We start from the raw sequence: 26,260 nt of genomic DNA, 5'->3' as shown, positions 1-26,260 counted from the left end.
AAAAATAAGATGCGGATATGTCTTTGGGGGCATATCCGTGTTTTTGTTGTCGTATATAAATGAGGAGTTAAAAATGCTATACCCCATAAAAGCAGTTATTTTTGACGTAGATGGAGTACTTCTGGATTCACTTTCTATATGGAGGGAGCTTGGAAGGCGCTATATCACAAAGCTCGGATATCAGCCGGTTCCGGATATGGACGAGATCCTTTTTCCCATGAGTATGGAACAGGGAGCTGCCTGGCTGAAGGATATATTTTCTATGGAAGCTTCGGAAGAAACGATCATGCAGGCACTGATGCAGCAGATAGAGAGCTACTATTTTGAGGAAGTACAGGCAAAATCCAGTGCAGAGGAGCTTTTGCGTGAGCTGAATATGCTTGGAATTCCGGCAGCAGCAGCCACCTCCAGTCCCAGGGAGCATGTGAGAAGAGCTCTGGAAAGAAATCATCTGCTTCCTTATTTACAAAAGATCTATACAACAAGTGAGATTAACGCGAGCAAGTACTCACCGGAAATATACTTTACTGCAGCCGAGTTTTTGAAGACCAGGCCACAGGATACCCTTGTTGTTGAGGATTCCTTATATGCTTTAAATACAGCAAAAAATGCCGGATTCCAGACTGCCGGGATCTTTGATCCTTTTGGCGAACCGAATCAGGCTCAGTTAAAAGAAAAGGCAGATGTTTACTGCAGTTCTTTAAATGAGCTTTTGAATTACTTTGGATAAATTTTATAAAAAACGGAGGATACGAACATGAAAAAAGCATTAACCATAGCAGGCAGTGATTCCAGCGGCGGTGCCGGGATTCAGGCCGATATCAAGACCATGATGGCCAACGGTGTTTATGCCATGAGTGTCGTTACAGCTCTGACCGCGCAGAACACAACGGGTGTCTCTGCCATTTTAAATGCAACACCGGAGTTCTTAAGTCAGGAGCTGGACAGCATTTTTACAGATATTTTCCCGGATGCAGTGAAGATCGGAATGGTATCCGAGAGTGGACTGATCCGTGTGATCGCAGAGAAGCTTGGTCAGTATAAGGCTGCAAATATCGTTGTGGATCCGGTTATGGTAGCGACCAGCGGAGCGAGACTGATCAGTGAAAATGCCGTGGAAGTTCTGAAGAACGAACTGTTTCCTCTGGCAGATCTTCTCACACCCAATATTCCGGAAACAGAAGTTCTTACCGGAATGCAGATAAAAAGTGCGGAAGATATGATCGAAGCAGCCAGGAGAGTTTCCGAAAAATACAACTGTGCAGTGCTCTGTAAGGGTGGACATAAGCTGAACGATGCCAATGATCTTCTCTACGAAAATGGAAGCTACCGGTGGTTTGAAGGAAAACGTATTGACAATCCAAACACTCACGGAACAGGATGTACCCTTTCTTCCGCGATCGCATCCAACCTTGCCAAAGGCTTTTCCATGGAAGAATCTGTGAACCGGGCGAAAGATTACATATCCGGTGCGCTTGCCGCCATGCTGGATCTTGGTAGGGGAAGCGGCCCTATGGATCATGGATTTGCAATAAAAAACAGCTATACAGAGGAGGCAGAAAACTTATGACAGTTACAGAACGGATCGCAGCACTTCGGACGCTGATGAAAGAAAAAAAGATAGACGCCTATCTTGTTCCTACTGATGATTTTCACGGTTCGGAATATGTAGGAGATTATTTTAAATGTCGTAAATACATTACAGGTTTCACAGGCTCAGCAGGAACTGCTGTGATCATGCAGGATATGGCAGGACTGTGGACGGATGGACGGTATTTTATCCAGGCAGCAGCACAGCTTGAGGGCACACCGGTCACCCTTTTTAAAATGGGAGAACCGGATGTTCCGACCATTTACAAGTTTCTGGAAGAGCATCTGAAAGAGGGGATGTGCCTTGGATTCGACGGTCGGACTGTCAGTGCAGCAGAAGCAGACGAGCTGAAAAAAATTCTTCAGAAGAAACAGATCCGTTTTTCTGTAAATGAGGATCTGATCGGCGAGATCTGGAACGACCGTCCGGCGATTTCCTGTGAACCGGTAATGGAACTGGAAAAGAAATGGACCGGACGCTCCAGAGCAGATAAATGCCGGGAAATCCGTGAAAAAATGAAAGAAAAGGGAGCAGATCTTTTTGTTCTCACCTCCCTTGACGATATTGCCTGGCTTTTAAATATCCGTGGCAATGATATCCACTGCTGTCCGGTAGTGCTTTCCTATCTTGTGATGGATGAAAAAGAGATCCGTCTTTTTGCAGGTGAGAGTGCTTTTTCCCAGGAAATAAAGGATTCTCTGGCAGCCGATGGTGTTACGATCTATCCGTACAACGATATTTACACTTATGTACAGACGATTCCGGAAAATCAAAAAATATATCTTTCCAGAGCACAGGTGAACAGCCGACTTGTTGACAATATCCCGGAAAAAGTAACGATTCTGGATGGTGAAAATATGACGCTTCTTCCAAAAGCGGTCAAGAATGAGACAGAAGTAAGAAATGAAAAAGCAGCTCACATCAAAGACGGTGTAGCAATGACAAAATTTATCTATTGGCTCAAAAAAAATATCGGCAGCCAGACGATCACCGAGCTTTCCGCAGCAGACAAGCTCTATGAATTCCGGAGCGGACAGGAAAATTTTCAGGGAAACAGCTTTGATCCGATCATAGCCTATGGAACACACGGGGCGATCGTTCATTACAGCGCAACCGAAGAAACCAATATTCCTTTGGAGCCGAAGGGATTGGTTCTGATGGATACCGGCGGTCATTATCTGGAAGGAACTACCGATATCACACGTACCGTTGTGCTGGGTGATCTCACAGAAAAAGAAAAGAAATATTTTACAGCAGTGCTCCGTGGTCACTTAAACCTGGCAGCTGCGAAATTCCGTTATGGCTGCACAGGGCTGAACCTGGATGCCATTGCAAGAGAACCGCTCTGGGCAATGGGAGAGGACTATAACCATGGAACCGGTCACGGTGTCGGTTATCTTCTCAATGTACATGAGGGACCACAAAGCTTCCGCTGGAAAAATCTTGCGAACCATCCGGCACCTGTACTGGAAGAGGGCATGATCACCTCCGATGAGCCCGGATATTATGCGGAAAACGAGTTCGGAATCCGACACGAAAACCTTATCGTGTGCAGAAAATCCGCAAAAACAGCATATGGCCAGTTTATGGAATTCGAACCTCTGACCATGGTTCCCTTTGATCTGGACGGCATTGATCCCCTTCAGATGGAAACAGGAGAACGTCATCTGCTCAATCAGTATCATGCACTGGTATACAGGAATATCTCTCCGTATCTGAACGAGGAAGAGAAGCAGTGGCTGAAAGAAGTCACCAGAGAAATATAAATTTTAGCCATTCCTGCTAAAAGAACTTGACCTAAACCTGGGTTCAGGTTGTATGCTAAAAGTAGTAAATTTTTTTATAAACAATGCAGGAGGTATTGAAATGGCACATAAAAAAATGGTACCAGGAACAGGCGGAGAACACTATATTCCATATAAAGAGCGTTTAGGCGAGAAGTCTACGGTATATTTTACAGAAGACCTTTCCGCAGAGGGAGTGAAGAAGATCTTTGAGCGCATAAGCGCAAACATTCAGGGAAAAATTGGTGTTAAGCTCCACACGGGAGAACAGCACGGGCCGAATATCATCCCGGCTCAATGGGTAAAAGAACTGATCGAGGACAAGCTTCCGGATGCCCACATCGTAGAAACCAATACTTACTACGAGGGCGACCGCTATACTACAGAGCTGCACCGTGAGACTCTGAAGGTAAACGGCTGGACTTTCTGCCCGGTGGATATTCTGGATGAAGAAGGAACCACCAAGTTTCCGGTAAAAGATGGTAAATGGTTCACTGAGATGAGCGTTGGAAAGAATCTTGCTGATTATGATTCCCTTCTTGTGCTGACACATTTTAAGGGGCACACAATGGGTGGTTTCGGTGGCTCTAATAAAAATATCGGTATTGGCTGTGCAGACGGACGTATCGGTAAGGGAATGATTCATACAGTAAAAGGTTCCGATAATCTGTGGAGCATCGCAGAAGAGGAGCTTATGGAGCGTATCACAGAATCCACCAAATCCGTAGTCGATCATTTCGGAAAAAATATCGTATTTATCAATGTTCTCCGGAATATGTCTGTTTCCTGTGACTGTGAGGGAACCGCAGCAGCACCGGTTGTAACGCCGAACATCGGCATTGTAGCTTCTACAGATATCCTTGCAGCAGACCAGGCTTCCGTAGATCTTGTCTATGCACTGAAAGATGCAGACCACAAGGATCTGGTAGAAAGAATTGAAACCCGTCATGGCCTCCGCCAGCTCAGCTATATGAAGGAACTTCATATGGGTAATGACAGATATCATCTGATCGATATCGACCAGGATGATAAGGAGATCCTTCCGGCAGATGCGGTAGCGAATGTAAAACCATTCCAGAAATAATAAGAGTAAAGATCAGAGGATTTTCCCGAAATGTAAAAAATAATTATACAGTGAGGTAACGGAATTATGAATAAAGAACAAAAGTCTGCTGACAAATATATTGACCTCCATGCACATCTTGACGGCTGTATTACCGGAGATATTGCCAGGAAACTGGCGGCATTACAACAGAGAACTCTTCCGACAGAGGATGACGGGGAACTGCTTTCCCTTCTTTCTGTACCGGATTCCTGTGAGAATCTTAATGATTTCCTGAAATGCTTTGATCTGCCTCTTTCTCTTCTTCAGACAGAAGAAGCACTGGAGGAGGCGGTGTATCTTATTCTCTCTGATATGAAAGAAAACGGTGTGATCTATGCAGAGCTTCGTTTTGCACCGCAGTTCCATACACGGAAAGGAATGTCACAGGAAATGGCGGTACAGGCTGCTTTGAAAGGTCTGAAAAGATCACCGATTCCCGGTAATCTGATCCTGTGCTGTATGCGGGGAGATTCTAACGAAAAAGAAAATCTGGAAACCCTTGAGCTTACACGTCGGTATCTTACAGAAGACGGAGGCGTTGTTGCGGCAGATCTTGCAGGAGCAGAGGCACTTTTCCCGACGGAGGATTTTGAGATGCTTTTTGCGAAAGCAGGAGAATATAATATCCCGTTTACGATCCATGCCGGAGAAGCCGGGGATGCAGACGATGTGAGAACAGCCATTTCGATGGGTGCAAAAAGAATAGGTCACGGCGTACGGATTGCAGGACATGAGGATGTGATCGCCCTTGTAAAAAACAAGGGAATATTCCTGGAAATGTGCCCTACAAGCAACCGCCAGACAAAAGCTGTTGACGATATGAGCAAATACCCGTTGAAGGATTTTCTGGAAAAAGGAATTAAGGTAACGCTGAATACCGACGATCCTGCGATCGAACGCACAACGCTTGCCCGGGAATTCACTTATATGGAACAGCTTGTAGAGCTCTCGCCAGAACAGGAGAAACAGCTTCTTCTGAATTCTGTGAAAGCAGCGTTTACATCTGATGCCAGAAAAGAAGACCTGCGCAGACAGATCCTTTCCTGAGTGGCAGAGGATAAACTGGTATGAACGCAAATTTCGAATACTACAAAGTATTTTATTATGTTTCAAAATACGAGAATCTTACAAAAGCAGCAACAGTACTGAAAACCAGCCAGCCGGCTGTGACAAGAACGATTCATAATCTTGAGAATATTTTGGGATGCCGGCTTTTTATCCGAAGCAAGAGTGGAATGAAGCTGACGCCCGAAGGCAGGATCTTTTATGAATACATATCAGCCGGCTGTGCACAGTTTTTTAAAGCAGAAAGTAACTTGAGTAACCTGATCAGCCTGGAAAACGGCACGATCTATATCAGCGCAACGGAAACGGCACTTCACTGTTATCTGTTTGAAGCTGTCCGTGATTTTAACATTTTATATCCGAATGTACATTTCAAAATTCTGAATAACAGTACAACAGATTCGGTAAATGCGCTGAAAGAAGGAAAAGTAGACCTGGCTGTGGTATCTGCATCCCTTCAGGTGTCCAAGCCACTGAAAATGAAGGTAGTAAAAAAATATCGTGATATTCTGATCGCAGGAAGCCGATTTGAAGATCTGAAGGATAAAAAAATTTCCCTTGGAGAGCTTTCCTCTTATCCATGGATCAGTCTTACCTCTGAAGCCATTACAAGAAACTTTCTGGATGCGTACTTTGACAGCAACGGACTGCAGTTTTCGCCGGATGTAGAGCTGGCCACAACGGATATGATCCTTCCAGCTGTGCGCTATAATCTGGGACTTGGATTTATTCCGCGGGAATTCGCCCGGGATGATCTGGAATCCGGAAAGGTTTTTGAAGTTCACGTAAATGAAGCACTTCCGGAAAGAAATATTCTTCTGATCCACGATATCGAATATCCACAGAGTATTGCTTCCAAGGCATTTCAGAAATTCCTTATGGACCGGGAAGCAGAAAAAGAAACAAATTCCATATAATATCCTGATCAGATAAATCTCTGGTCAAAAAAATAAAAAACAGGGCAGGCACATCTGTGATCTCACAGTGTGTCTGCCCTGTATCTGGTTATTTCGAGGATTATGATTAATTAATATAAACTGGATTTTTTATTTATGCCATTCCCAGTTTCTGATCTCTTCCAGATCCTGACCATACTCAGCAATGTACTGTTTATGCTCAACAAGCTTGTCGTTCATCTTCTGGATCAGGAAAGAGCCCTTGTTGCCAAGCTGTGGCAGATGCATGATCGCATCTTTTACAAGGTTGAAACGGTCGATCTGGTTCTGCACACGCATATCGAACGGAGTAGTAATAGTACCTTCCTCCTGGTATCCATGAACGGAAACATTGTGGTTGTGACGGCCGTAAGTAAGCTCATGGATCAGAGTCGGATATCCGTGGAATGCAAAGATAACAGGTTTGTCTTTTGTGAAGATCGCATCATACTCTGCATCGCTTAAGCCATGTGGATGCTTGTGGTCGGACTCCAGTTTGAACAGGTCGACAACGTTTACAACACGGATCTTAAGCTCCGGCATTTCATCACGAAGGATAGTAACAGCAGCCATGATCTCAAGGGTAGGTGTGTCACCACAGCAGGCCATAACAACATCCGGCTCCTCGCCGCAGTCATTACTTGCCCACTCCCAGATACCGATACCCTGTGTGCAGTGCTTAACAGCCTGCTCCATGGTCAGCCACTGGCAGCTCGGATGTTTGGAAGCTACGATCGCGTTTACATAGTTCTTACTCTTGATACAGTGGTCGAAGCAGGAGAGTAAGCAGTTCGCGTCTGGTGGGAGATACATACGTACCACATCTGCCTTCTTGTTGGCGATGTGATCCAGGAATCCAGGATCCTGATGTGTAAATCCGTTATGATCCTGCTGCCATACGTTGGATGTCAGGATGAAGTTTAAGGATGCGATCGGCTGTCTCCAGGAAAGCTGATTGCAGACTTTCAGCCATTTTGCGTGCTGTGCTGCCATGGAGTCAACGATACGGATGAATGCCTCGTAGCTTGCAAAGAAGCCATGACGGCCTGTAAGAAGATAACCTTCCAGCCATCCCTCACACATATGCTCGCTGAGCATACTGTCCATGATACGTCCGTCTCTTGCAAGGCAGTCATCGGATTCAACCATCTCTGCATTCCAGTCACGTTTCTGATACTCGAATACTTTGTACAGACGGTTGGACATACTTTCGTCCGGTCCAAAGATACGGAAGTTTTTGTTCTCCTCATTCAGCTTGAAGATATCACGGATATATCCGCCAAGTTCGATCATATCCTGAGCTTTTGTTTTTCCAGGCTGAACATCAATGCCATACTCGCGGAAATCCGGGAGACGAAGATCTTTAAGAAGAAGACCGCCGTTTGCATGTGGGTTTGCACCAAGACGTGCATTTCCCTTAGGAGCAAGCTCTGCAAGCTCAGGGATCAGGCGTCCATTCTCATCGAAAAGCTCCTGAGGACGATAGCTTTCCAGCCACTCCTTGAGAAGGTCAAGATGCTCCGGAGATTCCATGGAAAGCGGAACCTGATGAGCACGGAAAGAACCTTCAATCTGAAGTCCGTCAACAACTTTTGGGCCGGTCCATCCTTTCGGAGTACGGAGAATGATCATTGGCCATACCGGACGCTCCGGATCGTTGTTTTCACGTGCGTTCTTCTGGATTGCTTTGATCTCTTCGATAACAGTGTCCATGGTCTCGGCCATCTTTTTGTGCATGGTCATCGGATCGTCGCCTTCAATGAAGTATGGCTTCCATCCACAGCCCTTGAAGAAGCACTCAAGCTCCTCATGGGAAAGACGTGCAAAGATTGTCGGATTGCTGATCTTATATCCGTTTAAGTGAAGAATCGGAAGTACAGCACCATCTGTGATCGGGTTCAGGAACTTGTTGGACTGCCAGGATGTTGCAAGTGGGCCAGTTTCAGCTTCACCGTCACCGACAACAGTTGTTGCGATCAGGTCAGGATTATCGAATACGGCACCAAATGCGTGTGCGATGGAATATCCAAGCTCACCGCCCTCGTTGATGGAACCAGGTGTTTCCGGTGCACAGTGACTCGGAACTCCGCATGGGAAGGAGAACTGCTTGAACATTTTCTTCATACCTTCTTCATCCTGGCTGATGTTCGGATATACCTCGCTGTAGGAGCCCTCCAGATAAGTGTTTGCGATCATGAAGTTTCCGCCATGTCCAGGACCGGAAAGAAGAATCATATCCAGATCATAACGTTTGATGACACGGTTGCAGTGTGCATAAACAAAGTTCTGTCCAGGTACGGTTCCCCAGTGTCCAACGATTTTTTTCTTGATCTGGTCCATAGTCAGTGGCTCTTTCAGCAGCGGATTATCAAGAAGATAAAGCTGTCCGGCGGACAGGTAGTTGGCAGCACGCCAGTAAGCATCGATCTTGTCAAGCATTTCCTGATTCAAAGGCTGCTTTTCCAGACATAATTTGTTGTCTTCCATTTTCTTACCTCTTTCTTTTGTCATTACTCATAAATGGTTGAATGGTTGTTGATAAGATGATTTTTGTTATTTTTTTAACCAGGAATATCCTATCATAACGAAAATATTCCGTAAAATAGCAATATTGCATTGTAATTATAACTTTTTGATATGGATAATCTTAAAAAAATATGGATTACCATAAAAACAGCAGGTTTCTGAGTCGAAAATTGAAGATGTTATTAATGAGAAGTTTTATCTAATTGTTTCACACCAGAAAAAGTGCTATACCAAAAATATTCTTGAATAACGTAAAATGGAATCATAAAAGAAAAGGGAGAGATGACTTATGTTAATGTCCGGTATTTTGGGAGAACAGAAATTTTATATGATTTAAAAATGTGATAGTTTGAACATGAAAGAAAGATAAAGATACTTTTGCTGAATTATAAGGGATGGAGGTGAAGATGGTCAGAACAAACAAGATAATAAATGAAGGATTACCTGAAAGCGTTAAGACGGTGAGGTTTTTCTTGTGTACAATAGAGTATTAGGGTATAATAAAATCAGCTTTTTGCACACGTTAAAAGTTATAATACGGAAATCGGCAAACCAGATGAAAGTCTGGGACGCAAAGCTACAGGGCCTGTAAAATGGCAGCCAGTTGCATAAAACGAGGTGCACTGTCTGCTTGGCAGTGTTTTTTTTGAGTTAAAAACAACTTAAATTATCAACAGGAGATAGAAGGAAAATGAAAGGAAAAAGAGTGATTGCAGGCATTCTGCTTGTGGGAATTTTAGCAGTCACCCTGACAGGGTGTAAAAACACAGGGAGCGGTAAAAAAGAAACAGAAAAGCCTGTTATTACCCTCGGCAGTGATAACTATCCACCATACAATTATCTGAATGAGGATGGTGTACCAACGGGAATAGATGTAGAACTGGCTACAGAAGCATTCAAAAGAATGGGATATCAGGTGGATGTTGTCCAGATTGACTGGGAGGAGAAAAAAGAACTGGTGGAGAGCGGAGAGATTGACTGTATCATGGGCTGCTTTTCCATGGAAGGACGCCTTGACGATTACCGCTGGCAGGACCATACATAGCAAGCCGTCAGGTGGTTGCTGTAAATGAGAACAGTGATATCTATAAACTGAGTGACCTGGCGGGAAAGAACCTGGCTGTCCAGTCCACAACCAAACCAGAAGGTATCTTTCTGAAGCGGACAGATGAAAGAATCCCAAAACTGGGAAATCTGATCAGCCTGGGACACAGGGAGCTGATCTATACATTTCTGGGAAAAGGATATGTGGATGCAGTCGCCGCACATGAGGAATCTGTTGTCCAGTATATGAAGGATTATGATACAAGTTTCCGTATTCTGGAAGAACCTTTGATGATCACCGGAATAGGTGTTGCTTTTGCAAAAGATGATGACAGGGGAATCTGTGAGCAGATGAGCCAGACTCTGGAAGAAATGCGTCAGGATGGCACATCCCTGAAAATCATTGAAAAATATCTGGATGCTCCCCAGAAGTATCTGGAGGTGGATGATCTTGGATATTAAGAGAAAGAAAAAAGAAAAACGAAACCAGCTATTCGGTGGTCTGATTGGAATCTGTGTGGCTGTAGTTTTTCTGTTTTATTTCTTTCATGCGGAGAAAGCGGAAGCAGAGAAAAGAATGGTAGAGATTGTAAATTATGTCAAAGTGCAGTGTTCCACCTACACCCATTATAATGAATCTTCGGAATCCAAAAGTCTTCTCCGTGCCATTGAAAGTGCCCGACAGATGAGTACAAATATTAACATGGAAATGGAAAACGGCGGCCAGCTAAGCGAGGATTTTCTGAAAGAAAATCTGCAGACTCTCTGGGTGGATGGCATCCTTGTGCTGGATACAGAAGGAAAGACAGACTGTGAATACAGCACGGACGAGTCTCTGGCTAATGAGATTACGGAGTATCTGCAAAAAGAAATTATCATGGATTTTGCCGGATATGAAGAAAGATCTTATTCGGAACGGTTTACCAGGGGAGATGGATCCTTTATTGACATTGCAGCCTGCGCCAGAAAAGATGCACCGGGTATTGTTGCAATCTACTATTACACATCTCCTGAATTTGCCAGAAACTATACACTGACGATACAGGGGCTTTTAAACGGTTATAGTATCCAGAAAGATGGAACGATTATTGTTGCAGACAAAGGAACCGTAGTTGCCAGCAATGATGAGAAACTGCTGGGACAGAATACAGCCAACAACGAGGTTGTTCAGGCAATGAAAAAACATACAGACAGTCAGCATATTTTTCATTTGAAGAATGGAGGAACCGGATGTTACGGAATCATGCTGAAGCAGCGGGATTATTATATCTATGCATATCTTCCAGATACGGAAGTGTTTCATGATCTTCCATTAAGCGTGATAAGCGTTATTTTTCTTTATTTTCTGGTGTTCAGTGTATTCTGGTTCTGGGCATACAGAACCAATCTGGCGCACCGGAGACAAGAATTTGAAAAAGATGAAAAATATAAAGCAGAACTTCTGACAGCAGCAAAAAAGGCAGAAGCCGCCAACGAGGCAAAAACAGAGTTCCTTCATCGTATGAGCCACGATATCAGGACTCCGATTAATGGAATCTACGGTTTGATCAATATGGCAGAGTATTATGCAGATGATATGGAGAAGCAGAAGGAATACAGGACAAAGGTTAAAGCGGCATCCAATCTGTTGCTGGAACTGGTAAATGATGTTCTGGACATGAGTAAGCTGGAGTCGGGTGAAGTTGTTCTGGAAGAGAGACCATTTAACCTGAGTAAAATTTCTGAGGAAGTGCTTGTTGTGATTGAACAGATTGCTGCAGAACAGAATATCCGGATTGTATGGGAGAAAAAAGAAATCATACACCGTGATCTTATTGGAAGTCCGGGGTATGTGAAACGTGTGATGATGAATATCCTGTCCAATGCAGTGAAATATAACAGAGAAAACGGACATATTTATCTTAGCTGCATGGAAATACCATCCGAACAGCCAGGAATGACGACAATGGAATTTGTCTGCCGGGATACAGGAATCGGAATGACTGAGGAGTTCCAGAAACATATTTTTGAACCATTTGCACAGGAATATACGGGAAGCCGCACAAAGTTTGCCGGAACCGGATTGGGAATGGCTATTGCAAAGAAACTGGTCGAGAAAATGGGTGGAACCATTACTTTTGAAAGCGAAAAAGGCGTAGGGTCGACATTTGTGATCCAGGTTTCATTTAAAATAGATCCGGATGCGGATAAACGTGAAGAACAGAAGGATGTATCCGAAAAATCTATAAAGGGGCTGCATATTCTTCTGACAGAAGATAATGAGCTGAATATGGAAATCGCTGAATTTGTGCTTCAGAATGAGGGCGCGGACGTGATCAAAGCGTGGAATGGGCAGGAAGCGGTTGAACTGTTCAGAAAAAGTGAACCTGGTGAATTTGATGTCATTCTTATGGACATTATGATGCCGGTAATGAATGGTTATGAAGCTACAAAGATGATCAGGTCTCTGGACAGAGAGGATGCAAAGGAGGTACCGATCATTGCAATGACAGCAAATGCGTTCACGGAGGACAGAATAAGAGCAAAAGAAGCAGGAATGGATGAACATATCGCCAAGCCTGTTGATGTGGAAGTACTGATAAAAGTAATTCATAAATTGGTAGGGTGATAAAAATATGGATAAAAGGCAAAGAATACTGATTGTTGATGATGCAAAGCTCAACAGGGATATGTTGAAGGAGATTCTCGGAGATACTTATAATTATCTGGAAGCCGAAAATGGAAATCAGGCAATCCAGATGATAGGAGAAAATATTGGAATTGATCTGATGCTTTTAGATATCAATATGCCACAGATGAATGGTTTTGAAGTCCTGGAAATAATGAAAAGAAGCCAGTGTATTGCTGAAACTCCTGTAATCATGATATCTTCTGAAGATGCTGTTGATACTATGCGTAAGGCATATGAGCTGGGAATCACAGATTATATCACACGACCGTTTGATTCTGTGATCGTAAAGAAAAGAGTTCAGAATACCTTGGGCCTCTATATGAATCAAAAGCATCTGATAAATGTGGTTTATGATCAGGTTTACGAAAAAGAAGAAAATAATAATATCATGATCCGGATTATGAGTAATATATTGGGATCCCGTAACAGCGAGAGCAGAGAACACATCCTGCATATTAAAACAGCAACGGAGATGATGCTGAGACAACTGGTAAAAGTAACAGATGCTTATCCTTTGACAGAGGCAGATATTGCTTTGACCACAACTGCTTCGTCCCTTCATGATATTGGTAAGATCCGTATTCCGGAAGAAATACTGAATAAACCAGGCAGACTTACCGATGAAGAATTTAAGATTATGAAAACACATAGTGAGCTTGGCGCAGCTATAATTAAGGATATGGACTTTCCACAAGATCATCCACTGGTACATACCGCATGGGAAATCAGCAGGTGGCACCATGAAAGATGGGATGGAAAGGGCTATCCGGATGGATTGAAAGGTGAAGAAATACCAATCTGTGCACAGGTGGTATCGATTGCTGATGTTTATGATGCACTTACAAGTGAAAGATGCTATAAGAAAGCATTTGATCACGACACAGCGATTCAAATGATCCTGGATGGACAGTGCGGACAATTTAATCCCCTCCTTCTTAAGTGCCTGAAAGAACTGAGTCTTCAGCTTTCAAAAATGTCTGGTAAAGAGATGGACGATAATAAATATTCTCATGAAATACAGAGACTTTCGAATGAAATACTCCGTGATAAATCCTTACCGAACCAGATTTATTCACAGAGTCTTGTCAAGGTCATGCAGGAAAAAATCGATTTTTTCAAATCGAACAGTGGCATGAATTCGATTGATTACAATGCGGTTTCAGGTCAGCTTACTATATTAAACGGAAAACAGCAGATATTATGTCAGAGGGATGATCCGAAATTTGATCTGTTCAAAGAATTTGGAGTAATTGAAGAAGATGTTCAATATATTCGGGGTTTGTTACACCAGACATCTGTACAAAATAAAGAAATCTCTGTGCAGATAAAAGCGACGGTGGAAAATAACAGTCAGATGTATAAACTGAAATTGCATACATTGTGGTCGCCTGTGAAGAAAGACGTATATATAGGAATTATCGGGTATTTTGACACTGTAAAACAGAAGAAATGAAAAGGAAACTCAGAGGAGGATTCATAATGAAAAAGAAAAAATGGAACAGAGTTTTGGCTGTGCTTTTGGCGATGGTGACAGTCATAACACTTTTTTCAGGCTGTGGCGGGAAGAGTGCGGAAAAAGGAGATGCAGAAACAATCACGGTGTATTTATGGACCACAAACCTGTATGAGAAATATGCACCATACATTCAGGAACAGCTCCCGGATATCAATGTTGAATTTGTAGTAGGGAACAATGACCTGGATTTCTACAGGTTTCTTAAGGAAAACGGTGGACTGCCGGATATTATAACCTGCTGTCGTTTTTCACTGCATGATGCAAGTCCGCTGAAAGATAGTCTGATGGATCTTTCCACAACCAATGTGGCAGGAGCTGTCTATGATACATATCTCAGTAGTTTTATGAATGAAGATGGAAGCGTAAACTGGCTTCCGGTGTGTGCAGATGCGCATGGCTTTGTAGTGAATAAAGACCTTTTTGAAAAATACGATATCCCGTTGCCAACAGATTATGAAAGCTTTGTCTCTGCCTGCGAGGCATTTGAAGAGGTGGGAATCCGTGGGTTTACCGCAGACTATTATTATGATTATACCTGTATGGAAACACTGCAGGGTCTGTCAGCATCAGAGCTGTCTTCTGTAGACGGACGCAAGTGGCGTACCACCTACAGTGACCCGGATAATACAAAGAGAGAAGGCCTGGACAGTACTGTCTGGACGAAGGCTTTTGAACGTATGGAGCAGTTCATCCAGGATACAGGGCTTAGCCAGGATGATCTGGATATGAATTATGACGATATAGTTGAGATGTATCAAAGCGGCAAGCTTGCCATGTACTTTGGCAGTTCTGCCGGTGTAAAAATGTTTCAGGATCAGGGCATAAACACGACATTTCTTCCATTCTTTCAGGAGAACGGTGAAAAGTGGATTATGACTACGCCATATTTCCAGGTGGCTTTAAACCGTGATCTGACAAAAGATGAAACACGCAGAAAGAAAGCAATGAAGGTGCTGAACACAATGCTTTCAGCGGATGCGCAGAACAGGATTGTTTATGATGGACAGGATCTGTTAAGCTACAGTCAGGATGTGGATCTTAAGCTTACAGAATATCTGAAGGATGTGAAACCTGTGATCGAAGAAAACCATATGTATATCCGCATTGCGTCAAATGATTTCTTCTCTGTTTCCCAGGATGTGGTTTCCAAAATGATCTCTGGAGAATACGATGCAGAGCAGGCGTATCAGTCATTTAATTCTCAGCTTCTTGAGGAAGAATCTGCTTCTGAGGATATCGTGCTGGATTCGCAGAAATCCTATTCCAACCGCTTTCACAGCAGTGGAGGAAATGCAGCATATTCTGTTATGGCAAACACTCTGCGTGGCATCTATGGGACAGATGTGCTGATCGCGACCGGAAACAGCTTTACGGGAAACGTACTGAAAGCCGGTTACACAGAAAAAATGGCGGGAGACATGATCATGCCAAATGGTCTTTCGGCTTACAGCAGTAAGATGAGCGGTGCTGAACTGAAAGAGACAGTTAAAAATTTTGTAGAAGGCTATGAGGGAGGCTTTATTCCGTTTAACTGTGGTTCTCTGCCTGTAGTCAGTGGTATTTCTGTGGAAATTAAGAAAACAGATGATGGTTACACATTGAGCAAAGTTACAAAGGACGGAAAACAAATTCAGGAAGATGATACTTTTACAGTAACTTGCCTGGCGACACCACAACACATGGAGGCCTATCCGACAGATGAGAATATAGTGTTTGACGGAGGAGATACTTCTGTGAAGGATACCTGGACAGGATATATTTCAAATGGTGATGCCGTTCTTGCAGAGCCAGAAGATTACATTAATGTGAGATGAGAAGAATGAATATTAAAAATCATAATACAAACAGAGAAAAGACTGTTATGAGAAAACAGTTAAGGATTGCGGTCTTCATAGCTGTTTTGGTGGGAATTGTTTTGATGGTTTTCCAGTATTTCAGATTTGTGTCGAAAACTATTTATGAGGAAAGTGTTTCTCATCTGACAGAAGTTTTTCATCAGTCTGATAACATGCTGAGAGAACTGACAGATAAGAATCTGACATATCTTCATATGTGGGGCGAGAATCTGCAGGATATTTCCAACGAAGATGAAATCCGTGATTATATAAAGAAAGCGCAGAAAGATGCCGGCTTTATGGAATTCTTTTTTCTGTCTGCTGAGGGGAACTATAAGATGGCAACAGGGGAAACCGGATACCTTGGATTACAGGAAGATATTGGAGAGGATATCCGGCAGGGAAATGATGTGATAGCGAATGCGGCACTTCCCGGGAAATCCCAGCTGCTTGTTTTTGCCACACCTGAGGCTCATGGAATATATCAGGGATTTGAATATGATGCGATTGCCATTGCCTATGAAAATTCTGATATCGTAGAAGTGCTGGATATTTCTGCTTTCAATGGAAATGCCCAGAGTTTAATTGTTCATCCGAATGGTCGTGTTGTGATTGATCATTCTTCTGAGTCATGGGGGAACGTGTATAATTTTTTTGGTCTTCTGAGAGAGCATTCTGATATGTCTGAAAAAGAGCTCAATGAACTTTTGGAGAAGTTTAAAGCGGGACGTACCGATGCGATGCTGCTGAATCTGGATGGAGGAAATTATTATCTGGTCTATGAAAAATCGAATATTCAGGACTGGATGTTCCTGGGACTTGTCCAGGCGGATATTGTCAATGCCAGTATGAACAGTCTGCAGCGTAGTACAATGCTTCTTGTTGGTGCGGTGGTGCTCTGTATTGCTGCTTTTCTTATCAGTCTTATTATTCAAACAAACAGGACCAATCTCAGAAGAAAGGATACGGAGATCCTGTACCGTGATGAGCTATTTCAAAAACTTTCAATGAACGTGGATGACGTGTTTCTGATGCTGGATGCCAAAACATATCAGGCAGATTACGTCAGCCCAAATGCGGAAAAGCTGCTGGGTATTACGGCAGAACAGATTCGTAAAGATATTCGTGTTCTGGGAAAACTGCATCCGGCAGAACATGAAGATCCGGAGAAGAATTATCTGGAGGAGATCCAGGTTCATGAACAGAGGGAAGGGGATTTTAAATATGTTCATCTGAAGACAGGGGAAAAACGCTGGTTCCATAATATTGCAATGGGCAGTGAGGTAAGCGGGAAAAAGAAATATATCCTGGTTATGTCAGACCGTACCTCTGACTGGAAAATGAACCAGGCACTTTCTGAGGCAGTACGTGCGGCAGAGACAGCAAACAAGGCAAAGAGTACTTTCCTTTCCAACATGTCTCACGATATCCGGACACCAATGAATGCGATCATCGGTTTTACCACACTGGCAGTAAGCAATATTGATGATAAAAAAAGGGTTCAGGATTATCTGGGTAAGATACTTTCATCCAGCAACCATCTACTCTCACTGATCAACGATATACTGGATATGAGCCGGATTGAGAGTGGAAAGATCCATCTGGAAGAAACGGAGGTCAGTCTGTCGGAGGTGCTTCATGACCTGAAGACGATCATCAGTGGTCAGATCCATGCAAAGCAGCTGGAACTTTATATGGATGCAATGGATGTTACAAATGAGGATGTCTATTGTGATAAGACGCGGCTGAACCAGGTGCTGCTGAATCTTTTGTCCAATGCAGTTAAGTTTACACCTGCAGGAGGAACCGTTTCTGTTCGGATCAGACAGTGTCATGGAACACAGAAAGGCAGTGAGCTGTACGAAATCCGGGTTAAGGATAATGGAATCGGTATGAGTCAGGAATTTGTACAGAAGATTTTTTCTCCTTTTGAGAGGGAGCGTACTTCCACAGTCAGCAGGACTCAGGGTACAGGACTTGGAATGGCCATTACCAAGAATATTGTGGATATGATGGGCGGTACTATTGAGGTTCAGACAGAGCAGGGCAAAGGCACCGAATTTATAGTCCGTCTGCCATTTCGAACTCAGCCTGAGCATCAACGCACAGAGAAGATCGCAGAACTGGAAGGACTTAAGGCACTGGTTGTAGATGACGATTTTAATACCTGCGACAGTGTAACAAAAATGCTTGTGAGGGTTGGAATGCGTTCGGAATGGACACTTTCCGGTAAGGAGGCTGTTCTCCGTGCACGACAGTCTATGGAACTGGGAGATGCATTCCACGCTTATATCATCGACTGGCGTCTGCCGGATATGAATGGCATTGAGGTAACCCGTCAGATCCGCAGTCTTGGGGATGATACACCGATTATTATCCTGACTGCTTACGACTGGTCTGATATTGAGGCAGAAGCCAGGGCAGCAGGAGTGACTGCATTCTGTGCGAAACCTCTGTTCATGTCGGATATCAGAGAAACTTTGATGACTGCCATCGGCCAGAGTCAGTCTGAACCAGAAGATTCGGTTCTTCCGGCAGCAGGTTCAGATTTCAGAGGCAGATGTATACTGCTTGTGGAAGATAATGAACTGAACAGAGAAATTGCGGTGGAGCTCCTTAATGAATATGGATTCCTGATTGATAGCGCAGAAAATGGAGCAGAGGCAGTGGAGAAAGTTAAGAATTCGGAGCCAGGTAATTATGATCTGGTGCTGATGGATGTGCAGATGCCGGTAATGAACGGATATGAAGCTACGAAGCAGATCCGTGCGCTGGATGATCCGGCGCTGGCGGGAATTACAATCCTTGCCATGACTGCCAATGCTTTTGATGAGGACAGAAAGAAAGCCCTGAAATGTGGTATGGATGGATTCTTATCCAAGCCAATAGTTATTGAGGAATTGATCAGTACATTACAGAAGAATCTGGATCAGGTGTCAGGAGTATAAGAAAAGCCACATAAATAAAGGAAATAGAAGAATGAATAAAAGTAAAAAAAACTTAGCTGTATTATGCACAGCTATATTTGTAATCCTGGGAATGTGGGTGATGTTATCAGTACACTGCCAGGCTGCTGAGACGAATAATGATGAAAAACAACAGCCACAGACCATCCGTATCGGGTCGTTTGAGGATACCTTCAATTATGTCGACAAAAATGGTGTCAGACGGGGTTATGGATACGAGCTCATGCAGGCTCTGGCAGGTTATACCGGATGGAAATTCGAGTATGTGAAATGTGACTGGTCCAACTGTTTTGATAAGCTTGAAAATGGTGAGATTGATATCATGGGTGATATCTCTTACACCGATGAACGTGCACAAAAGATGCTTTTCCCGGATGAACCGATGGGTGAGGAAAAATATATCCTTTATGCTGATTTATCGGATATGGATATTGAAACCTCTGATTTTAAGTCGCTGGATGGAAAACGTGTAGGCGTGCTCTTAGGCACAGAACCTGAAATCATGCTGACAGAATGGGAAAATAAGAATGGCATACATACAGAACATGTAAATGTGAATAATAATGATGATGTCGAAAAGAAATTAGCAAATCATGAGATCGACTGTTTTGTATCTCTGGAGGAATCTATCTGGTCTGAACAGGGAATATCATCCGTTACCACGATTGGTAAATCTGGCATATATTTTGCAATAAATAAAGGACGCAGCGATATCAAGACGAAGCTGGACTATGCTATGCGTCAGCTTGATCAGGATAGTCCTTTTTTTAAAGTAGATCTGTATAAGAAGTATTTTACGCTTGATTATATTCAGGTACTTACAGGTAAAGAAAAGGTCTGGGTGGAAGAGCATGGAGGTATCCAGATAGGATTTTTGAACAATGATCCGGCAATCTTTTCCATGGATAAAGAGACTGGAAAACTTACCGGTATGCTGGCGGAATATATCTCCTATGCCAAAGATTGTCTGGGAAATCAGACACTGGAATTTAATATACAGGCATATGATAATTATGATGAAATAATTCAGGCGTTGCAGAATCGTGAGATTGACATGATTTTTTATGCCGGCAGGAATCCATATTTTGCAGAAAAAAATGGCTATGCACTTACAAACACAGCCTGGACCTATAGCCTGATGGCGGTAACTGATGAGAAAAATTTTGACGAGAATAAGGCGTATACTGTAGCTGTGCCAAAGGAAAAATATGCTTTAAAACAGCATATTGCATTTAATTATCCCCAATGGAAGATTGTAGATTGTGATTCGCTTGACGATGCTGCAGATATGGTCATACAGGAAAAAGCAGACTGTTTTCTCATGGGAGCAAGCCAGGCGCTGATATATGATAACAGACAAAATTTCAAGAGTTTTCCACTTACAAAAACAATGGAGGCATGCTTTGCAGTAAGAGGCGGAGAAGGAAGCCTTTTATCAATACTGAATAAAACCTTAAAGGCTATGCCATCTGATATGCTTACAAGTGCACTTGCTATCTATGACAGTACACCAGATAAGGTTACATTTTTGGATTTTATAAATGACAATATGCTTGCTTTTATTGTCACGGCAGGATTTTTGTCACTTGTCATCATTGGCATTATCCTGGTACTTTTACGGAAGGCAAGAAAAGCAGAAGCTGCCGCAAAGCTTGCTGCAAATGATACACAAAAGCTTAATGACAAATTGGAAATCGCTCTGAAAAAAGCAAAAGATGCCAGTTTCGCAAAGACCCGTTTCCTTAACAATATGTCCCATGACATCCGTACTCCTATGAATGCGATTTTGGGATATGCACAGCTTATGGAGGATGAACTGAAAGAAAAGGATTTGCCTGAAACTTCAGAATACTTAAAAAAAATGCAGCAGTCAGGAAATCTTCTTCTGTCAATCATAAATAATGTACTTGATATGGCTCGGATTGAAAGTGGAAGAATGGAGATTGATGAGAACTATGGCATGATTGAAGATATCTGGCAGACCTTATTTGAAATATTTGATGATGAAGCAAAGAAAAAGAATATTGCACTTCATTATACGATAAATGTAGAACATGAGCACATATTGACAGATGCTACAAAGATAAAAGAAATATTTGTTAATATTCTGAGTAATGCCATGAAGTATACTCCATCCGGTGGTTCTGTTATGATAAACGTAGATGAATTACCATGCAATGAGCCTGGATATATGATGGTGAGGACCAGGGTGAGTGATACAGGAATTGGTATGAGTCAGGAGTATCTGACAAATATTTTTGAGGCATTCACGCGTGAGCGGAATACTACAAAGAGCAAAATTGCAGGAACCGGACTGGGAATGTCAATTGTCAAGAAATATGTTGAACTGCTTGGTGGAACAATAGATGTAGAGAGTGAGCTTGGAAAGGGCAGTACTTTTACAGTTACACTGAAACATAAGATAGCGGATGAAAACTATTATGTAAAAAATTATGCTGAAAATCCAGAAACATATAGTGAAATCCTTAAAGACAGGAAAATCCTCCTGGCAGAGGATAATGATCTGAATGCAGAGATTGCTGAGGCAATACTTGAACGTGACGGTCTTAAGACAGAGCGTGTGGAGGATGGCATTCAGTGTGTAAATAAGATAGAAAAAATGCCGGCAGGCACATATGATATGATCCTAATGGATATTCAGATGCCGAAAATGAACGGTTATAAAGCAACACAGGTAATCCGACGCCTGCCAGATAAGGATAAAGCATGCATACCGATCGTTGCAATGACAGCAAATGCATTTGAAGAAGATAAGAGAGATGCTTTTGCAGCCGGAATGAATGGTCATATCGTGAAGCCAATCCAGGTTGATAAACTGCTCTCGACATTGGCGGAAGTCTGGGGAAAGAAGATGACAGATGAAACGGATTGCCATATGTGATGACAATTTCATACTGTTTTGTTATAATATTTTTTATCACATAATGTTTTTTATGCAATACAATAGTATAAGTACGCGTCTTTCTTTGTTCTTGCAGAAAGACATTTTCGTATATAACGAACAAAATGTCACCGGGAATGCTTGAAGGACCTATGATTCAGTTCGCATATGGAATGACACTGGCTGAGCTTCTTGGAGCCGCACCGGAGGCGAGACCAATGTATGAAGCAGTTGTAAATGCACTGAATCAGAATAGTGCCAATTAAGAAAGAGAGGAAGGAGGACTTAAGATTATTAGCGGAATCTGTCAGCTTGGACCACATAGAGCGATGGTAACCGGTATCTGTGTCCAGCCATATCTGACAGAATATGAGAAAGAGTATATGCTTCACATCGAGGGTGTAGAGGATGTGGACGGAAATGTGATGAAACCAATGGAGTTTAAGATTCATACGCTTCCTAAAAGTCAAATCGATCCAGAGCACCAGGAGCGGGACGAAGTGACACTGGAAGTAGCAAGAGAAGGAATTGTTCTTTTAAAGAATGAAGGGAATATACTTCCGCTTGGAGAAAATGCAAAGATAAACGTATTCGGAAGTGGATTTGCCAAGTTCCGTGTGGGATGTTCAGGGGCAGGAAGAATTAATCCGAGATATATGATTCGTCTTTTTGATGGAATTGAAAAGTATAGTTCTATTCAGATGAATGAAGAGCTGAAGACAATTTATCGGACGGCAACAGATAACATTCCGGAGGAAGATATCCTAACACGCGCAAAGAAATGGTCAGAGACTGCTGTCATTGCGATTACCAGAGGAACCAGTGAAAACTTTGATAATCTGGCAGTGAAGGGAGAATTCTATCTGACAGATGAGGAAGATAATCTGCTCCGTCAGGTGAGTGAGACATTTGAAAATACAGTTCTTCTGATCAACAGTGGTTACCCAATGGATGTGCGTTGCGTAGAAAAATATGGAATCAAAGCGGTTCTGTGGACCGGACTGTGTGGTATGAATGGGGGAAGAGCAGTTGCGGAGATTCTGGAAGGAACGGTGAACCCATCTGGAAAACTCCCGGATACGTGGAGTCTTACATGGGAAGAAATCCCATCTTCTGCGAACTTTTATCAACCGGAGTCAGTGGAAACACGAATTAATGGAGGCTGTGAGAAATACATCAACACTGTTTACGAAGAAGGTCTGTATGTAGGGTACCGTTACTTTGACACATTCTCCAAATTTGCCTGTGAGTACAAGTCGTCAAAGTGTGAGACGCCAGAAACATTGGATACCATTGTGGCAGAAGTAGAAGCAATTGTGACAAATACAGGAAAACACACCGGAAAGGAAGTCATTCGTTATAACAGCAACGAAAGAGAAGCTAAACGGGGGTTCCAATCACGGTCACAATTGATGATTGCGAGGCCTTGGAAGATATGGACAGCACCATGTAGACCTGGTCTTATGAACATCTTTATTTCTATGTAGATAAAGATGGAATCGTAAGCATGTACTATTCCAATCCTTATACGATTGGAGAAACTAAAATAGACAAACTAAGCTTGCTTCCATTTTCTGAAATTATGGAAACCTATGAAAAAATGATGGTCAAACCTATTCCGACACCACGGATAATCCTACTTGAAGTTTTCTTACCATTAATACGGTAGATGGAAGCATTATCAACCGCGACCTGGGCTACTGATATGAAACAGATACTTAGAATCGTACATTACAAAGAGCAATTAGTTTTTCGCTTTACAACGGATTAAATAGAACGGTAAAGACCAGATTCCTTTTTAACAGGCAGAAAAGAAATTGTGATTTCACAGTTTCTTTTCTGTCTGTTTTATTTCTTTATACAATCTTAATACAAAATCAGATACTTTTATACCATCTTATGAAGCAGACAGATATAATAAAAAGCAACGTTAAGGAAATGCTAGGAAAGTGATTAATAGGGAGTTGAGTTCTTATGCTTGAAAATAAACGCAGGAAAAAACATTTGACATCATTTCAAGTAATTATTCTAGGATTTGCAGGAGTCATACTTATAGGAACACTATTGCTAATGCTGCCGGTTTCTTCGGAAGAAGGTCTGTTCACACCCTTTGATGAGGCTCTTTTTACGGCAACCTCGGCAGTCTGCGTGACAGGACTGATTCTAAAGGATACTGGCAGTTATTGGTCAGTTGCGGGTCAGACGATTATTTTGCTTTTAATACAAATTGGAGGACTTGGTGTGGTGACGGTTGCCGCATCAGTTTCTCTACTTTCCGGTAAAAAGATATCTCTGATGCAGCGAAGTACACTCCAGGATGCCATTTCAGCACCAAAGGTTGGCGGTATCGTACGACTGACCAGATTTATCCTTAAAGGCACTTTTCTGATTGAAGCAGTCGGCGCAGTCATGCTTTTTCCAGTTTTTTTTCATGATTATGGTCGAAAAGGGATCTGGATGGCAGTTTTTCATTCAATATCAGCCTTTTGCAATGCCGGATTTGACCTTTTGGGGACAGCCAGCCATAAATTTTCCTCACTTGTAAATTATGCCTGGAATCCAGTAGTAAATCTTGTGATCATGCTTTTAATTGTCATTGGTGGAATAGGATTTCTGACCTGGGATGATATTTATACGAATAAATGGAACTTTAGACGATACCGGCTGCAAAGCAAGCTGATTCTTATGACCACAGCAGGTCTGATTCTGTTGCCGGCTATTTTTTTCTTTTTCTGTGATTTTAAAAACCTAACCATAGGAAAAAGATTACTGGCTTCTTTTTTCCAGTCTGTGACTACCAGAACCGCGGGTTTTAATACCGTTGAGATATCGGATATGACAGAAGCTTCCAAAGCGGTTATGATCCTGCTTATGCTGGTTGGCGGTTCCCCAGGCTCCACAGCCGGTGGAATAAAAACAACTACTTTCACAGTGTTGCTTTTAAATGCAGTGGCAACTTTTCGTAATCAGGAGAGTGCAGGGGCTTTTGGCAGAAGATTGGAGTATCATGTAATTAAAAATGCAGCAACGATAGCGATGCTTTACTTCGTGCTTTTTTTCTGCGGAGGAATCGCAATCAGTGTCAGGGAAGGACTTCCGCTTCTGGATTGCCTTTTTGAAGCAGCCTCCGCAGCAGGAACGGTAGGATTGACACTTGGAATTACACCAGGTCTTCATTTATTTTCAAGGATGATCCTGGTTCTGCTTATGTATCTGGGGCGTGTAGGCGGGCTGACATTAATTTATGCCGTATATCAGGGCCGGAATAAAGGAAACGCAAAATTGCCTCTGGAAAAAATTACAGTTGGATAGGAGAAAATGACTTATGAAAAATGTATTGTTAATTGGTCTTGGCAGATTTGGAAGACACATTGCCATGCAGCTTAGTCAGATGGGACATGAAATTATGGCCGTCGACTGGAATGAGGAACGTGTGGATAAGGCACTTCCCTTTGTAACCAATGCCCAGATCGGGGACAGCACGAATGCAGAATTTTTAAGATCCCTTGGAATTGGAAATTACGATATCTGCTTTGTAACTATTGGCGGAAACTTCCAAAATTCCCTGGAAACTACTTCTTTATTAAAAGAGTTGGGTGCAAAGCTTGTCATATCCAGGGCAGAGCGTGATGTTCAGGAAAAATTTCTGCTGCGCAACGGGGCAGATAAAGTTGTATATCCGGAAAAGCAGGTGGCAAAATGGGCATCCATTCGTTATACGGACGATCATATCCTGGATTATATGGAAGTGGATGCCTCCCATGCCATTTTTGAAGTGGGGGTTCCGGAAGAATGGACAGGAAAAACGGTGGAAGAGCTGGATATCAGAAAGAGGTATAACATTAATATCCTTGCGGTAAAAAACGAAGAAGATTTTAGTATCGCCATTTCTCCGGATACTTATCTTTCAGAAAATATGAAGCTGCTGGTGCTGGGGGAATATAAAGAACTGCAAAAATGCTTCCGTGTTTGAGCTTACTGTAGATATGAAGTTGAGATAAGAATCGGGGTGTTTGATATGGCAGATATAATACTTGTGCTTACGGTATTGGCCCTGTTTTGTTTTGGTGGTTATTTTGTAAATCTGGCAGACCGCTTTTTTGGTGAAATAGCAGATACGTCCCAGATAAAAAAAGAAGAGCCCAAAATGGCAAAGGTCTTGGTTTTAAATACGGTGTCTGATGAAGAAATATTAAAAGCAATCCATCAATACCAAAAGGAGTATCAGGATGCAGAAATCTTTCTGTACCGCAGAAAAGATAAAAAACAAATTTTTGACCATGACTCGGTTGCGTGATACAATGAACAATGTAACTTTGG

General features: G+C 42.5%; 16 protein-coding genes, 1 pseudogene and 1 riboswitch. Of the genes and pseudogenes, 16 read left to right on the top strand and 1 reads right to left on the bottom strand.

Translation table 11 applies throughout. The annotated features are described in order from the left end of the window. Window positions 1–73: 73 nt before the first annotated feature. The 6 genes from WMO28_RS09575 to WMO28_RS09550 all read left to right on the top strand — a co-directional run bounded on the left by WMO28_RS09575 (window position 74) and on the right by WMO28_RS09550 (window position 6,462). Window positions 74–730, top strand: a complete 657-nt coding sequence (locus WMO28_RS09575) for an HAD hydrolase-like protein (RefSeq protein WP_178643177.1) — start codon at window positions 74–76, stop codon at window positions 728–730. 27 nt (window positions 731–757) lie between these two features. Further along, a complete protein-coding gene (gene thiD, locus WMO28_RS09570) occupies window positions 758–1,570 on the top strand; it encodes a bifunctional hydroxymethylpyrimidine kinase/phosphomethylpyrimidine kinase (protein WP_178643175.1) in 813 nt (270 codons plus the stop codon). Next, on the top strand, window positions 1,567–3,357 hold the full coding sequence (locus WMO28_RS09565) for an aminopeptidase P family protein (RefSeq protein ID WP_349056808.1): 1,791 nt from the start codon (window positions 1,567–1,569) through the stop codon (window positions 3,355–3,357). Before thiD ends, WMO28_RS09565 begins: the two co-directional genes overlap by 4 nt. 100 nt (window positions 3,358–3,457) lie before the next feature. Beyond that, window positions 3,458–4,459, top strand: coding sequence for a DUF362 domain-containing protein (locus WMO28_RS09560; RefSeq protein ID WP_349056807.1), 1,002 nt, complete (start codon window positions 3,458–3,460; stop codon window positions 4,457–4,459). 66 nt (window positions 4,460–4,525) lie between these two features. Next, complete coding sequence (gene add, locus WMO28_RS09555) at window positions 4,526–5,527, top strand: adenosine deaminase (protein WP_349056806.1); 1,002 nt, start codon at window positions 4,526–4,528, stop codon at window positions 5,525–5,527. 20 nt (window positions 5,528–5,547) lie between these two features. Then, window positions 5,548–6,462 (top strand): LysR substrate-binding domain-containing protein, encoded by a 915-nt coding sequence (locus tag WMO28_RS09550; protein WP_178645557.1) that lies wholly within the window; start codon window positions 5,548–5,550, stop codon window positions 6,460–6,462. A 129-nt stretch (window positions 6,463–6,591) separates the two neighbouring features. Here WMO28_RS09550 and WMO28_RS09545 read toward each other — a convergent pair whose 3' ends face one another. Continuing rightward, window positions 6,592–8,967: a phosphoketolase family protein gene (locus tag WMO28_RS09545; RefSeq protein ID WP_349056805.1), complete on the bottom strand. Its 2,376-nt coding sequence runs from the start codon at window positions 8,965–8,967 to the stop codon at window positions 6,592–6,594. Between the two features lie 575 nt (window positions 8,968–9,542). Next, window positions 9,543–9,618, top strand: a riboswitch (cyclic di-GMP riboswitch). Window positions 9,619–9,697: 79 nt separating this feature from the next. Here WMO28_RS09545 and WMO28_RS09540 point away from each other — a divergent pair. The 10 genes and pseudogenes from WMO28_RS09540 (at window position 9,698) to WMO28_RS09490 (ending at window position 26,237) form a co-directional block, all read left to right on the top strand. Further along, window positions 9,698–10,512: pseudogene (locus WMO28_RS09540) on the top strand (substrate-binding periplasmic protein). Beyond that, window positions 10,496–12,658, top strand: a complete 2,163-nt coding sequence (locus WMO28_RS09535) for an ATP-binding protein (protein WP_349056804.1) — start codon at window positions 10,496–10,498, stop codon at window positions 12,656–12,658. The pseudogene WMO28_RS09540 and the gene WMO28_RS09535 overlap by 17 nt, the downstream one beginning before the upstream one ends. Before the next feature lie 7 nt (window positions 12,659–12,665). Further along, a complete protein-coding gene (locus WMO28_RS09530; protein ID WP_349056803.1) occupies window positions 12,666–14,174 on the top strand; it encodes a response regulator in 1,509 nt (502 codons plus the stop codon). Between the two features lie 26 nt (window positions 14,175–14,200). After that, a complete protein-coding gene (locus WMO28_RS09525; protein WP_349056802.1) occupies window positions 14,201–16,051 on the top strand; it encodes an extracellular solute-binding protein in 1,851 nt (616 codons plus the stop codon). Window positions 16,052–16,056: 5 nt separating this feature from the next. Beyond that, window positions 16,057–19,020, top strand: coding sequence for a hybrid sensor histidine kinase/response regulator (locus tag WMO28_RS09520; protein ID WP_349056801.1), 2,964 nt, complete (start codon window positions 16,057–16,059; stop codon window positions 19,018–19,020). A gap of 31 nt (window positions 19,021–19,051) precedes the next feature. Continuing rightward, complete coding sequence (locus tag WMO28_RS09515) at window positions 19,052–21,940, top strand: transporter substrate-binding domain-containing protein (protein ID WP_349056799.1); 2,889 nt, start codon at window positions 19,052–19,054, stop codon at window positions 21,938–21,940. Window positions 21,941–22,269: 329 nt separating this feature from the next. Further along, entirely contained in the window at window positions 22,270–23,427 is a 1,158-nt protein-coding gene (locus WMO28_RS09510) for a glycoside hydrolase family 3 protein (RefSeq protein ID WP_349056798.1), read from the top strand. A 487-nt stretch (window positions 23,428–23,914) separates the two neighbouring features. Next, the gene (locus tag WMO28_RS09500; RefSeq protein WP_349056796.1) at window positions 23,915–25,252 is read left to right on the top strand and encodes a TrkH family potassium uptake protein; all 1,338 of its coding nucleotides are present in this window, start codon (window positions 23,915–23,917) and stop codon (window positions 25,250–25,252) included. 13 nt (window positions 25,253–25,265) lie between these two features. Then, window positions 25,266–25,913: a potassium channel family protein gene (locus WMO28_RS09495; RefSeq protein ID WP_349056795.1), complete on the top strand. Its 648-nt coding sequence runs from the start codon at window positions 25,266–25,268 to the stop codon at window positions 25,911–25,913. A 45-nt stretch (window positions 25,914–25,958) separates the two neighbouring features. After that, on the top strand, window positions 25,959–26,237 hold the full coding sequence (locus WMO28_RS09490; RefSeq protein WP_349056794.1) for a hypothetical protein: 279 nt from the start codon (window positions 25,959–25,961) through the stop codon (window positions 26,235–26,237). Window positions 26,238–26,260 lie beyond the last annotated feature (23 nt).

Origin of the sequence: Blautia aquisgranensis (genome assembly GCF_040096615.1) — a bacterium.
Taxonomy (GTDB): Bacteria; Bacillota; Clostridia; order Lachnospirales; family Lachnospiraceae; genus Blautia_A; species Blautia_A aquisgranensis.
The sequence above is the reverse complement of the archived record's forward strand: the minus strand, read 5'-3'. Positions and strand labels throughout refer to the sequence as shown.

Excerpts from the sequence above, each read along its gene's own strand:
- WMO28_RS09575 (WP_178643177.1), top strand. The coding sequence starts at position 74 with ATGCTATACCCCATAAAAGCAGTTATTTTTGACGTAGATGGAGTACTT.
- thiD (WP_178643175.1), top strand. The coding sequence starts at position 758 with ATGAAAAAAGCATTAACCATAGCAGGCAGTGATTCCAGCGGCGGTGCC.
- WMO28_RS09565 (WP_349056808.1), top strand. The coding sequence starts at position 1,567 with ATGACAGTTACAGAACGGATCGCAGCACTTCGGACGCTGATGAAAGAA.
- WMO28_RS09560 (WP_349056807.1), top strand. The coding sequence starts at position 3,458 with ATGGCACATAAAAAAATGGTACCAGGAACAGGCGGAGAACACTATATT.
- add (WP_349056806.1), top strand. The coding sequence starts at position 4,526 with ATGAATAAAGAACAAAAGTCTGCTGACAAATATATTGACCTCCATGCA.
- WMO28_RS09550 (WP_178645557.1), top strand. The coding sequence starts at position 5,548 with ATGAACGCAAATTTCGAATACTACAAAGTATTTTATTATGTTTCAAAA.
- WMO28_RS09545 (WP_349056805.1), bottom strand. The coding sequence starts at position 8,967 with ATGGAAGACAACAAATTATGTCTGGAAAAGCAGCCTTTGAATCAGGAA.
- WMO28_RS09535 (WP_349056804.1), top strand. The coding sequence starts at position 10,496 with ATGATCTTGGATATTAAGAGAAAGAAAAAAGAAAAACGAAACCAGCTA.
- WMO28_RS09530 (WP_349056803.1), top strand. The coding sequence starts at position 12,666 with ATGGATAAAAGGCAAAGAATACTGATTGTTGATGATGCAAAGCTCAAC.
- WMO28_RS09525 (WP_349056802.1), top strand. The coding sequence starts at position 14,201 with ATGAAAAAGAAAAAATGGAACAGAGTTTTGGCTGTGCTTTTGGCGATG.
- WMO28_RS09520 (WP_349056801.1), top strand. The coding sequence starts at position 16,057 with ATGAATATTAAAAATCATAATACAAACAGAGAAAAGACTGTTATGAGA.
- WMO28_RS09515 (WP_349056799.1), top strand. The coding sequence starts at position 19,052 with ATGAATAAAAGTAAAAAAAACTTAGCTGTATTATGCACAGCTATATTT.
- WMO28_RS09510 (WP_349056798.1), top strand. The coding sequence starts at position 22,270 with ATGGTAACCGGTATCTGTGTCCAGCCATATCTGACAGAATATGAGAAA.
- WMO28_RS09500 (WP_349056796.1), top strand. The coding sequence starts at position 23,915 with ATGCTTGAAAATAAACGCAGGAAAAAACATTTGACATCATTTCAAGTA.
- WMO28_RS09495 (WP_349056795.1), top strand. The coding sequence starts at position 25,266 with ATGAAAAATGTATTGTTAATTGGTCTTGGCAGATTTGGAAGACACATT.
- WMO28_RS09490 (WP_349056794.1), top strand. The coding sequence starts at position 25,959 with ATGGCAGATATAATACTTGTGCTTACGGTATTGGCCCTGTTTTGTTTT.